The sequence below is a fragment of the Vibrio sp. 10N.286.51.E5 genome (genome assembly GCF_041469125.1).
GTDB classification, from domain to species: Bacteria; Pseudomonadota; Gammaproteobacteria; order Enterobacterales; family Vibrionaceae; genus Vibrio; species Vibrio crassostreae_C.
In genome coordinates this window covers 1-12,638 of sequence record NZ_JBFRJZ010000034.1, presented here as the reverse complement: position 1 = coordinate 12,638, position 12,638 = coordinate 1, and the positions used below count along the sequence as shown (strand labels likewise).

Annotated in this window: 9 protein-coding genes and 4 pseudogenes; 12 read left to right on the top strand and 1 reads right to left on the bottom strand. The window is 44.7% G+C overall.

The genetic code is table 11. The features are described 5' to 3' along the window. The first annotated feature begins 39 nt into the window (after positions 1 to 39). The 11 genes and pseudogenes from rbsD (at position 40) to AB4161_RS13120 (ending at position 11,058) form a co-directional block, all read left to right on the top strand. Positions 40 to 459, top strand: a complete 420-nt coding sequence (gene rbsD, locus AB4161_RS13170; protein ID WP_017060853.1) for a D-ribose pyranase — start codon at positions 40 to 42, stop codon at positions 457 to 459. A gap of 100 nt (positions 460 to 559) precedes the next feature. Next, the gene (rbsA, locus tag AB4161_RS13165) at positions 560 to 2,065 is read left to right on the top strand and encodes a ribose ABC transporter ATP-binding protein RbsA (protein WP_009844906.1); all 1,506 of its coding nucleotides are present in this window, start codon (positions 560 to 562) and stop codon (positions 2,063 to 2,065) included. Further along, positions 2,062 to 3,048, top strand: a complete 987-nt coding sequence (gene rbsC / locus AB4161_RS13160) for a ribose ABC transporter permease (RefSeq protein ID WP_017060855.1) — start codon at positions 2,062 to 2,064, stop codon at positions 3,046 to 3,048. The genes rbsA and rbsC overlap by 4 nt, the downstream gene beginning before the upstream one ends. A 127-nt stretch (positions 3,049 to 3,175) precedes the next feature. Continuing rightward, entirely contained in the window at positions 3,176 to 4,054 is an 879-nt protein-coding gene (rbsB, locus tag AB4161_RS13155; RefSeq protein ID WP_017060856.1) for a ribose ABC transporter substrate-binding protein RbsB, read from the top strand. A gap of 191 nt (positions 4,055 to 4,245) precedes the next feature. Further along, positions 4,246 to 5,190 (top strand): ribokinase, encoded by a 945-nt coding sequence (gene rbsK, locus AB4161_RS13150; protein ID WP_017064747.1) that lies wholly within the window; start codon positions 4,246 to 4,248, stop codon positions 5,188 to 5,190. A gap of 152 nt (positions 5,191 to 5,342) precedes the next feature. Then, the gene (locus AB4161_RS13145; protein WP_136975001.1) at positions 5,343 to 6,344 is read left to right on the top strand and encodes a substrate-binding domain-containing protein; all 1,002 of its coding nucleotides are present in this window, start codon (positions 5,343 to 5,345) and stop codon (positions 6,342 to 6,344) included. Positions 6,345 to 6,566: 222 nt separating this feature from the next. Beyond that, positions 6,567 to 8,440 (top strand): annotated as a pseudogene (locus AB4161_RS13140) (CHASE3 domain-containing protein); the annotation flags it as partial. After that, positions 8,430 to 9,239: pseudogene (locus AB4161_RS13135) on the top strand (EAL domain-containing protein); the annotation flags it as partial. The pseudogenes AB4161_RS13140 and AB4161_RS13135, both read left to right, overlap by 11 nt. Positions 9,240 to 9,335: 96 nt before the next feature. Further along, positions 9,336 to 9,734, top strand: coding sequence for a hypothetical protein (locus AB4161_RS13130; protein WP_017067715.1), 399 nt, complete (start codon positions 9,336 to 9,338; stop codon positions 9,732 to 9,734). A gap of 788 nt (positions 9,735 to 10,522) precedes the next feature. After that, a complete protein-coding gene (locus tag AB4161_RS13125; protein WP_004730320.1) occupies positions 10,523 to 10,771 on the top strand; it encodes a type II toxin-antitoxin system Phd/YefM family antitoxin in 249 nt (82 codons plus the stop codon). Then, positions 10,761 to 11,058 (top strand): annotated as a pseudogene (locus AB4161_RS13120) (type II toxin-antitoxin system RelE family toxin). The gene AB4161_RS13125 and the pseudogene AB4161_RS13120 overlap by 11 nt, the downstream one beginning before the upstream one ends. A gap of 133 nt (positions 11,059 to 11,191) precedes the next feature. Here the strand turns inward: AB4161_RS13120 and AB4161_RS13115 are convergent. Continuing rightward, positions 11,192 to 11,509, bottom strand: a complete 318-nt coding sequence (locus AB4161_RS13115; protein WP_372083446.1) for a hypothetical protein — start codon at positions 11,507 to 11,509, stop codon at positions 11,192 to 11,194. 101 nt (positions 11,510 to 11,610) lie between these two features. Between AB4161_RS13115 and AB4161_RS13110 the strand changes: the two are divergent. After that, positions 11,611 to 12,638: pseudogene (locus tag AB4161_RS13110) on the top strand (IS110 family transposase); the annotation flags it as partial.

Below are 12,638 nucleotides of genomic sequence, written 5' to 3'. Positions count from 1 at the left end.
TCTCAACCCATCAAGCGTTATTTTTCGATAGGTCGTGATATGAAAAAAAGTACTTTAATAAACTCTGAACTCTCTTACCTAGTGGCGACTCTTGGCCACACAGATGAAATCACGATTTGTGACGCGGGCCTGCCGATTCCAGACCACGTAACTCGTATTGATCTTGCTTTGACTCACGGTGTCCCAAGCTTTCAGCAAACGGTAAAAACCATGCTGGATGAATCTCAAATCGAAGGCGTTGTGATTGCAGAAGAGTTTGCGAAAGTAAGCCCAGAGCACCACGCAGCGCTGATTGATTTAATCAAGACAGAAGAAGCACGTTGTGGCAAATCGCTTTCTATTACTTACATCACTCATGAAGAATTCAAACAGCGAACGCATGAAAGCCGTGCAGTGATTCGCACCGGTGAATGCACACCATACGCAAATGTTATTTTCCAAGCTGGCGTAACCTTTTAGCTCAAGCAAAACGCAACGACAGCTCAGTGTCATCACTGAACCAAAAACAATACATAGACAGAATAATCAAATACAACTGGCCCCGAGTAAAGGAACCGACATGACTCAAGCCATTTTAGAACTTAGCTCAATTGAGAAAGCCTTCCCTGGTGTGAAAGCACTGGATAAGGCAAGCCTCAACGTTTATCCAGGACGCGTAATGGCGTTAATGGGTGAAAACGGTGCAGGTAAATCAACGCTCATGAAAGTGCTGACAGGCATCTACCACTTGGACGGCGGCACTATTGCCTACCAAGGAAAACCTGCTGCATTTAAAGGGCCACGTGATTCTCAACAAGCAGGCATTAGCATCATTCACCAAGAGCTGAATCTAATCCCTGAATTGACCATCGCCGAGAACATCTTCTTAGGTCGTGAAATCACGGGCACCATGGGTCGTATCTTGTGGAACGAGATGTACCAAGAAGCAGACAAGCTACTTAAACGCCTTAACGTGAAACACAGCTCGAAAACGCCTCTAGGTCAGTTGAGCCTTGGTGAGCAGCAAATGGTAGAGATTGCGAAAGCCCTATCGTTTGAATCTAAAGTCATCATCATGGATGAACCAACCGATGCGCTAACCGATACCGAAACTGAATCTCTGTTTAAGGTGATTAACGAATTGCGCGATGAAGGCTGTGGCATTGTTTACATCTCTCACCGTTTGAAAGAGATCTTCGAGATTTGTGATGACATCACAGTGCTGCGTGACGGTAAGTTCATTGGTCAGTGTGAAGTAAAAGACACCGACGAAGATGGCCTAATCGAAATGATGGTTGGTCGTAAGTTAGACGAACAATATCCACGTATCGGCCAGAGCCATGGTGAAACTTGTCTTGAAGTGATTGGCCTGACGGGTTCTGGTGTTCACGATGTGAGCTTTACGCTAAAACGCGGTGAAATCCTGGGTGTATCTGGCCTAATGGGTGCTGGCCGAACTGAACTGATGAAAGTGATTTACGGTGCCCTTCCAAGTGAACGCGGCGTCATCAACCTAGAAAATAAAACCATCAACCCTGTAAGCCCGAAAGACGGCTTGGCCAATGGCATTGCTTACATTTCTGAAGACCGTAAAGGCGATGGCTTAGTTCTAGGGCTTTCTGTTAAAGAAAACATGTCGTTATGTTCACTTGACCTACTAACAAAGAGCGGTCAAATCCAACATAAAGACGAAGTGATTGCAGTAGATGACTTCATCAAGCTATTCAACATCAAAACCCCGACGCGCGAACAGATTATTGGCAACCTTTCTGGTGGTAACCAACAGAAAGTGGCTATCGCTAAGGGCTTGATGACCAAACCAAAAGTACTGATTCTCGACGAGCCAACGCGCGGTGTCGATGTCGGTGCTAAGAAAGAGATTTACCAACTCATTAATAAATTTAAAGCCGACGGCATGAGCATCATTTTAGTCTCATCTGAAATGCCAGAAGTGTTAGGAATGAGTGACCGCATCATGGTGATGCATGAAGGCCGTGTAAGCGGTGAATTTGATGCTAAAGAAGCAAACCAAGAATTATTACTGGCGTGTGCGGTCGGTAAAAAGATCAACGAGGACGCAGCATGAGTACTAAAACCATGAGCAAAACAACTGAAGCTCCAAAGAAAAAACCGTTAATCAGCAAAGAGTGGCTGATTGATCAAAAGTCATTGATTGCTTTGCTCTTCCTGATTGTTGTCGTTTCTTTCTTAAACCCGAACTTCTTTACTGTCGACAACATCCTAAACATTCTGCGCCAAACCTCGGTTAACGCAATTATCGCTGTAGGTATGACGCTGGTTATCTTAACCGCGGGTATCGACTTGAGTGTTGGTTCTGTACTGGCGCTTTGTGGTGCGTTCGCAGCCAGCATGATTGGCATGGAAATCCCTGTGATGATCGCAGTACCAACCGCTCTTGTAGCAGGTGCAGCATTAGGTGCGATTAGTGGTGTGATTATCGCTAAGGGTAAGGTTCAAGCCTTCATCGCAACGCTTGTCACCATGACACTACTTCGCGGCGTAACCATGGTTTACACAGATGGTCGTCCTATTTCAACAGGCTTCACAGACACAGCAGACGCATTCGCTTGGTTCGGTACTGGCTACGCAATGGGTGTACCGGTTCCAGTATGGATCATGGTCGTGGTATTCGCAGCAGTATGGTACCTACTTAACCACACACGCTTTGGTCGCTACGTTTACGCACTGGGTGGCAACGAATCAGCAACTCGCCTATCAGGCATCGACGTAGACAAAGTAAAAATCGGTGTTTACGCAATCTGTGGTCTGCTAGCTGCAGTGGCAGGCATCATCGTGGCATCGCGTTTGTCATCTGCTCAACCAACCGCAGGTATGGGTTATGAGCTAGACGCTATCGCAGCCGTAGTTCTTGGCGGGACAAGCTTAGCTGGCGGTCGTGGCCGTATCATGGGCACATTGATTGGTGCTCTGATTATCGGCTTCCTAAACAACGCCCTAAACCTACTAGACGTATCTTCTTACTACCAGATGATTGCAAAAGCAGTGGTTATTCTTCTGGCAGTATTGGTCGACAACAAAAACAAATAAAACCTATTCACACTCTAGGTTAATACAAGTAACACCCTGTTTTACCTTAAAATATTAGAATCTATAAATAATGTAACAACGAGCTAGGACTCACCTCTTAGCTCCCCCTACACAAAGGACTTACACCATGAAAAAATTAGCGACTCTTATTTCTGCTGCTCTTCTTTCTACAACAGTATCTGTGTCTGCACAGGCGCAAGATACAATGGCAATCGTTCTGTCTACATTGAACAACCCATTCTTTGTAACCATGAAAGATGGCGCAGAAGCGAAAGCTGAAGAGCTAGGCTACAAGCTTATCGTTCTGGATTCTCAAAACGACCCAAGCAAAGAGCTGTCGAACATTGAAGATCTAACCATTCGTGGTGTTAAGGCAATCCTGATCAACCCAACAGATTCAGACGCCGTGTCTAACGCAATTCGCATGGCTAACCGTTCAAACATCCCAGTACTAACACTAGACCGTGGTGCAAGCCGTGGTGACGTAGTAAGCCACATCGCTTCTGATAACGTAATCGGTGGTGAAATGGCAGGTCACTTCATCATGGAAAAAGTGGGCGAAAAAGCGAAAGTAATCCAACTTGAAGGTATTGCTGGTACTTCTGCAGCTCGTGAACGTGGTGAAGGCTTCATGAATGCAGTAAACGGCAGCGACCTTGAGCTTCTTGCAAGCCAACCTGCTGATTTCGACCGTACTAAAGGTCTGAACGTAATGGAAAACTTGCTTGCTGCTAACCCAGATGTACAAGCAGTATTTGCTCAAAACGATGAAATGGCACTAGGTGCACTTCGCGCAGTTCAAGCGTCAGGTAAAGAAGTGATGATCGTTGGCTTTGATGGCACAGACGACGGCATCGCTGCTGTTAACCGCGGCCTACTAGGCGCTACAGTTGCACAACAACCTGACCTAATCGGTTCTCTAGGTATCGAAATGGCAGACAAAGTACTGAAAGGCGAAACAGTAGACGAGTACGTACCAGTACCTCTAAAAATCATCGCTAAGTAATCGTTACTAGGTAACGCGATATAAAGCAGGGAGTTCCCTATCTCCCTGCTTTGATTGGCTCGCTGACTCAAACAAAAGCAAACCCCGACAGTGCATCGCTGTTTCTCATTCCGCTCACAAAAGAGAGCGCACTTAACACCATGAGAAAGACCCATGCATTTTCAAATACGATATATCATAAGGCTCGTATCATGACTCAACTGATTGTTTTAGGTAGCGTTAACGCTGACCACGTACTGCAAGTTCCTTCGTTCCCTCGTCCGGGTGAAACCTTGATTGGCGGTAACTATCAGGTCATCCCTGGCGGTAAAGGCGCAAACCAAGCAGTCGCTGCTGCGCGATTAAACGCAGATATCGGTTTCATCGCCTGTGTCGGTGACGACCCATTCGGCATCAACATTCGTCAAGACTTCGCTAAAGACGGCATCAACATCGACGGTGTTATCGTGGCAGACAACACGCCAACTGGCATCGCGATGATCCAAGTATCCGCAACGGGTGAAAACAGCATCTGTCTTTCTGCAGAAGCTAATGACAAGCTGACTTGCGACCAAATCGAACCACATCTAGAGAAGATTCGCGGCGCTAAATACTTGCTGACTCAGCTTGAAACGCCAATTGAAGGCATTGAATACGCTGCGAAAGTAGCAAAAGAGAGTGGCACGCAAGTCATTCTAAACCCGGCTCCTGCTCGTCCATTATCGGATTCACTGCTTGCTTGTGTTGACGTGATTACACCGAACGAAACTGAAGCAGAAGTGCTGACAGGCATTACCGTGACGGACAACGCGTCTGCTCATCAGGCTGCGTTGGCTCTGCATGCTAAAGGCATAGAAACGGTAATGATCACGCTAGGCGCGAAAGGCGTGTGGGTGAGTCATCGCGGTCAAGGCAATGAAGCCAGCGAAGGTGAATTAATCGCAGGTTTCCGTGTTGAAGCAACAGATACAACTGCCGCAGGTGACACCTTTAACGGCGCGTTGGTGACAGGCTTGCTTGAAGATATGCCACTTGAGCGTGCGATTAAATTTGCTCATGCTGCAGCTGCTATCTCTGTGACACGCTTTGGTGCTCAAACGTCGATTCCAAGCCGTGCTGAAACCGATGCGTTTTTGGCAGAGCAACTGTCTGCTTAGTTTGATACCTATTTGAAGGCCTAACTTCTGAGCTAAACCGTGGTTAACGGATGTTAGCCTTCAAATTCGGTAACAACAAATAACAAGAATAAGCCCCTGTTTTCAGGCAGAATATCGCCCAACGTGGAAGGTTATTCCCACAAGGATTTTTTATGGCAACAATGAAAGACATCGCACGGCTCGCAAAGGTTTCGACTTCTACCGTGAGCCACGTGATCAACAAATCACGCTTTGTCAGTGAAGAGATTGCTGAGCGTGTTAACAGTGCGGCTAAAGAACTCAACTATGCGCCTTCTGCATTGGCTCGCAGCTTGAAAATGAAGCAAACCAAAACCTTGGGAATGCTAGTGACCACCTCTACCAACCCATTCTTTGGTGAAGTAGTGAAGGGTGTTGAACGTCGTTGTTATGAGAAAGGCTACAACCTTATCTTGTGTAATACAGAAGGCGATAGCGAACGCATGAAATCCTCTATCGATACCTTGCTACAAAAGCGTGTCGATGGCTTGATGCTGATGTGTTCAACGCTTGAAGGTCAACATATCGATGTATTCGAGCGCTACCCAGAACTGCCTGTTGTAGTCATGGACTGGGGCCCAATGCTGTTCGCAAGTGATAAGATCCAAGACAATTCGCATCAAGGTGGCTACATGGCAACCAAACACCTGATCGATAATGGTCACTCGGATATTGGCTGTATTACTGGCCCACTGCATCGCAACCAAGCTTCTTCTCGTTATCAAGGCTATAAACAAGCAATGGAAGAAGCGAATTTAGAGATCAACCCTAAGTGGATTGTTGAATCAAACTTCGAATGCGATGGTGGCTTTGATTCTTACCAAACATTGAAAGCTCGTGGTCAAATGCCTTCGGCCTTGTTCGTTAGTAACGACATGATGGCGATGGGTGTGATTCATGCGGCAGCTCAAGATGGCACATTGATTCCAAATGACCTGTCTATCATTGGCTACGATGACATCCACTTATCTAAGTACATGACACCCGCTTTAACCACAATCCACCAGCCAAAGCACCGTTTAGGTAAAGCGGCGGTCGATACCCTGTTAAGCCGACTACAAACGCCAGACGCCTACCCGCAAGTCGTTGAACTAGAACCGACTCTTGTAGAGCGAAGCAGCGTAAAAGCGATTTAGGGCTCAACCCGCCCATGATACAGTTGAAAGCTAGCTTATTCGGGCTAGCTTTTTTGTCTTTGAAACATAATAACGCCGCTTAATCGCCCCTAAAATGCCGTTAATATACGAAACTTACACGCTAAAATATGTATTTACGCACTCAGCAACTATTTGCGCACTTAACGACTGATTATCATCTACACTAACAGTGAATAACAACGACATGGAGAGCGCTGTTTTATGATCGCGGGTTGGTTTGACAATATATCCCTACAGAAAAAGCTATTAGTCAGCTTTTTGATTCCTATCGCTTTGATGCTTATCGTGGCTTTTTCTGTCCATGAAAACACCCGAACGGTTGTAAAAGACAATAATTGGGTTGTACACACACATAAAGCCATCGCTCGGGCTCAAAACTTCTCAGCTTAACAGTCGACATAGAAACGGCTGAACGTGGTTACTTGATCACGGGTGATCCTGTTTTTTTAGAACCCTACCATTTAGCTCTTGATGTATGGCCTCAAAAACTCCAAACCCTTGCGAATCAAGTGAGTGATAACCCACCTCAAGTAGAACGCCTATATAGAATCGATGATATTCATAAAACATGGCTGAAACAGTCTGGAGAGAAAGAGATCCATAAACGCAGCCTTGTCAATAAAGGCGAAGCTGAAATACAAAGTGTCATCGACCTCACTCAGCAGCAAACCGGAAAAAAATTGATTGATGAGATTCGCCAAGAGATTGCTCAATTCATTGAAATTGAACAACAACTTATTATTACCAGGGTCGAAAAATCGGAGAACTCAGCCAATCAAACCAGCTACATATTAATCCTCGGAACACTGTTTTCCGTGTTCATATCACTCCTTGTTGCTGCGTGGGCGTCAAAGCGTATTAATCGAAGATTACACACCCTACTTGAGGCCACTAACCAAGTTGCCGCTGGCCATTTGGATCAAGGTGCTGCAACTCTGGAATTGAGTTCGAATATAAACACCCAAGACGAAATCGCTCATCTCAAACAAAGCTTTCAAAAAATGACAGACAATTTGATCAGTAATGACAGTGAAATGAGAGCGAAAACTCGGGAGCTAATCGCCGAACGAACCAAAGCTGAAGCCGCAGTAAAAGCTAAGGGCGATTTTCTGTCTACCATGAGCCACGAGATCAGAACGCCAATGAACGGCGTTCTTGGAATATCTCAAATCATTGCAAGCCAGACCCAAGAACCCGAAACAAAAGAGAACATCAACATCATTCTCGATTCTGGTCACCACTTGATGACAATACTCAACGACGTTCTCGACTTCTCAAAAGTCGAAGAAAACAAGCTTGAGCTAGATGTGGCACCCTTTAATTTTGTTCAAGTCATGCAGCCTGTATGCAGCGCTCTAAAACCCTTAGCCGATGAAAAAGGCATTCGCCTGTTGATCGAAAATAACATACCGAAAAACATCCAACTCGTCGGAGACTGTGCAAGGCTACGTCAAATCATGTTCAACTTGGGCGGCAATGCGACCAAATTCACCAAAGAGGGTCATGTGTCCATTCAAGCTGACCTCAATCGCCCCAACAATCAACTGATTCTGACCGTGACAGACACCGGAGTTGGTATCCCGAAAGATAAGCACGAACAGGTATTCAATTCGTTCGAACAAGCAGACACTTCCACAACAAGGAAGTTTGGCGGAACAGGGCTTGGCCTCGCAATCGTCAAGAACCTAGTCAACCTCATGAATGGAGAAATCACATTAACCAGTGCTGTTGGGCTTGGCACAAAATTCCAAGTCTCTCTGGCTATCACATGGCAAGAAAGCAAAGCGAAAGACATCGCGACCCATACAGTCGATTCAGAAACTCTCAGCTTTGACTCGTTAAGCATCCTGTTGGTGGAAGATAACCGTATTAATGCCATTGTTGCACAAGGCTTCTGTGAAAAACTCGGCCATCATGTTGAGCATGCGGAGAACGGGAAATTGGCGATTGAACGCCTCAAAACCACTCAATATGACCTTATCTTGATGGACAATCATATGCCAGAAATGAACGGGGTCGAGACAACAAATTACATTCGTGAAAAACTGAAACTCGATACCTTGATATTCGCTTTCAAGTGCGCTAAAAAACCAGCACCTTCATGTTCACATGCAGCCTATCGTTAACCAAAACACTAACGAGATTGTCGGTTGTGAGTCACTATTACGATGGAACGACCCTATTGAAGGTAACGTCTCCCCGGCTATTTTCATTCCGCTTGCTGAAAGCTTAGGCTTGATTGAGGAGCTCACCTACTTCGTGCTACGCAAAGTATTAATGACGTTGAAAAGCAATCAAGACGTGTTCGACTCGAAGTACATCAGCGTCAACATCAGCCGCAACGTTGTGTCCAACAGTAACTTCTCTAACAAGGTGATCAGCATCTTTAAAAGACACCCTGAGATTCTCAAACAGGTAGTTTTTGAAGTAACCGAAGATGGTGAATGTTCTGATGCCGACATGGTCAAAATTAGAGACAACCTAACCAAACTATCGAACATGGGCGTAAGAGTTGCGATTGATGATTTTGGTACAGGCTACGCAGGGTTAGATTTCGTAAGACAGTTCCCGTTCAGCATTCTCAAGATTGATCGCGTGTTCGTGAAAAACATATCCGACGAATCCAGCTTTGGTCTCCCTTTGCTAGAGTCCATGCTTCAACTATCACGCTCCTTAGGCATGCAAGTCATCGTCGAAGGTGTCGAGTATGAATCCCAAGTGAAAATCTTATCTAAGCTCGGTGTCGACTATATCCAAGGCTTCTATTTTTATAAGCCGATGCCGATAAACCTGACTGTCAGCTTACTCAGGCAGCAGCATTTTGAGTCCGATAACGTTGAGGAACAAACCAACCAGACATTCCTTGTTACATAAGGCACTAAAAAACTGCGAAAGAAAACGCGAAGGCTATGGGTCTCCTTTGATGAACATTTAAATCATCGCATCATTGAATGCATCACAAGGGATATCATGGAAAAGACACTTCAAACCAAACTGGCGACTAGCCTACTACTGCTGAGAATCGGCATTTTTATCGTCTTCTTATTCTGGGGCTTGGATAAGATCCTTGTCCCTGAGCACGCGACAAAAGTACTGTCTGGCTTTTACGGCATCGACATCTCGAACAATGCGATGATGGCTCTGGGTGTCGCGCAGCTCGGATTTTTAGGCGCATTCGTTGTAGGCATGTGGAAAAAGTACACCTACGGAGCCATTTTAGTCCTTCATGCAGGCTCAACCTTTTCCTCTTTTGGAAAATACATGGACCCGTTCAACAACCTACTGTTCTTCGCCTCTTGGCCAATGCTCGCAGCCTGTATCGCAATCTTCTTACTTCGCGACTACGACACTTATAGCGTTTCCAACTAACACAAAGGGCGCCGTTATTGGCGCCCTTTGTGGTTTGCTTGGTTCTTATCAACCTAAGATACTCTGTTAGCTGTATGACCCTATTTTACATCTCTATAAGTTACTAGAAACCCTGTCAAACCTATTGAGAGAGCAGCAATACATACTCCCCTCAGTATTGCATCATTGAGATAAGCTGAGTAGAAAAGCATTGCAATAAATGCACTACATGACACCAAAAAAGGTGCAATTGAACGATGGGTAAAACGTGAAGTATCAACCACACTATAACGATCTAGAACCAAATCCAAGAGCAAGAGCATGTGCATAACAAACAAAACATTTAGTACTGGAAGTACCCAGTAAAACCAACTATCTACAGGAAAGCTAAATAGTTGAACAAAGGTAAGGTGAGCCAATATAGAAAACAAAATACTTTTCCAACCATTCGAACTACTTTGTACTCTAATGCGGTATGTTCGTCGGGCGACAGAAGCAAGTGGTTTGGCTGAAGAAACCCAAATAGCCAACCAAACTATAAGTAATACCATGGTTCAAGAGCCTCTAAATTAAGGTTTACGCAGCTATTTTGAATTAGATATCTAGAACTATTATCCCAAGATATCGACACTTTACGCCTTGCTAAGGTGTGAGCAAACCAATACCTTAGCCTCCGTATAATACCTTAAACACATAAACCAACGCATAGTAAAAATGCCACGCGTTGCGAATTATTCTTAAGCAACTTGTTATACCTCTTGGTTGAGGCTAAAATGACCAAAACAAAGACCACTTAAGAGACCTATTAAATGACCACTAGAATTTTAGCCGATGTTGCTGCAAGCATTACTGAGTTGAAAGCTAACCCTATGAAAGTTGCAACTAGTGCTTACGGTGAACCTGTTGCTGTACTGAACCGAAATGAGCCAGCATTTTATTGCGTACCAGCCGAAGCGTACGAAATGATGATGGACAGACTCGAAGATCTTGAACTACTAACTATTGCGAAAGAGCGTGAATCTGAAGAGAGTATTTCGGTAAATATTGATGACCTGTAAACTCGACTTTAAAAAGAGTGCACTCAAAGAGTGGAAAAAGCTTGGCTCAACGCTTCAACAACAATTTAAGAAAAAGCTAATCGAGCGTTTAGATAACCCGCATGTTCCGGCTTCAAAACTCTCTGGAGCTGACAACATGTACAAGATTAAGCTGCGCCAATCGGGCTACCGTCTCGTCTACAAAGTTGAAGACGATGTCATCATTGTAACCGTCTTAGCAGTCGGAAAACGGAAAACGCGAACGTAGCGATGTTTACCGTAAAGCTATGAAAAGGTTAGATGATTGATTGCGGTATCAACGCCGCATTAAGCGGACTAAAATGGTGGGTTATAATGTGTAGCGAAGCGAAACGTAACCCACTGTTTTTTGTTCCGTTTAAACGCCTTGTTAGTTTTATTTGATCGTGAATAAAGTAAAATTCAGTTGGTTATAATTTTTTGTAGCCAAGGCCCAATTTTTCCAGATTTCAACTCATATATGGCGATAAAGAGGCCAATGATTAGAGAGCAGAGTAACAGTGCATTTTCAATATCTAGCTTACCGTCATAGTCAAATAGCATATCGCGAGTAACTAACTCAAATCCCGCAATTATACAAAAACCGATAAACGCAAATACGCTTAGCTTCCAAAGAAAAGAAGCAAACACTCGAACGGACTTTTTAACACTAGAAACTTTAATATCACCTACAGACTGAACAGCTTCTTTTAGTGTTTTATCTTCATTTTGATTGGTCATAGTTACCTCTATATACTCACTTTAAAACTAACGAATGACATGGATTCCCCCTACCGAGGATCTGCCACACTTATGTGGTACTTAAATGCATCGGAGGCACCATGTCTGATTATTCTTATTTCTGCGGTATCGACCTAGCTAAAAACCACTTTAGTCTTCATGCCGTAGACCAAAATGGTAAGGTCATACTTCATAAGTCAGTAACCCGCTCTAAACTACTGACTACAATAGCAAATATGCCACTCATGCGTATAGGCGTTGAAGCGTGTGGTGGTGCACATTATTGAGCAAGAACACTCAATACACTCGATCACGAAGCCCGTATTATGGCTGTTAAATACGTAATTCCTTATCGAACTAAGGGAAAGAACGACCTTAATGATGCAGTAGCTATCTGCGAAGCTGTTCAGCGTCCATCAACTCGCTTTGTACCCGTAAAATCCCCCGAGCAACAAGCCATCCTATCGGTACATAGAATGAGAGAGCATTGGGTTCGTGAACGCACCGCGCTTATGAATCGCATGCGCGCCCTACTTTCTGAGTTCGGGTTGATCATTCCCGTTGGTCGCTCTTCATTGATGAAACACGTTCCCTTAATGCTTGAAGATGCAGAAAATAAACTGCCACATCTCGCAAGAACGGGGATTGCCGATGCTTATCACCACCTTGGAGAGTTGAATCAACGTATCGCCGATACTGAACAAGTCTTCGACTCTTTTGCTAAGGTCAGCGCTAATGTTCAACGAGTGATGAAAGTTCGAGGTATTGGGCCGCAAACCGCTACTGCGATACTTGCTTCGATAGGCAATGGTTCTCAATTTGATAAAAGCCGTGATTTCTCTGCTTGGCTAGGACTCGTACCAAAGCAATATTCCACAGGAGGAAAACCTCGCTTAGGTCGGATAACCAAACACGGTGATAAATACTTACGAACACTATTAGTTCATGGCGCAAGGACCGTGATTGCCAACCTTGGCGACAAGCAAGATAAGTTAAGTCAGTGGTGTCGCGGCGTTCTAGAACGAAGAGGAATGAACCGAGCAATAGTGGCACTGGCCGCGAAGAACGCACGAATTATATGGTCGCTTTTACACAATCAAACCGAATATGAATCGAGTAGGAGGAGGCC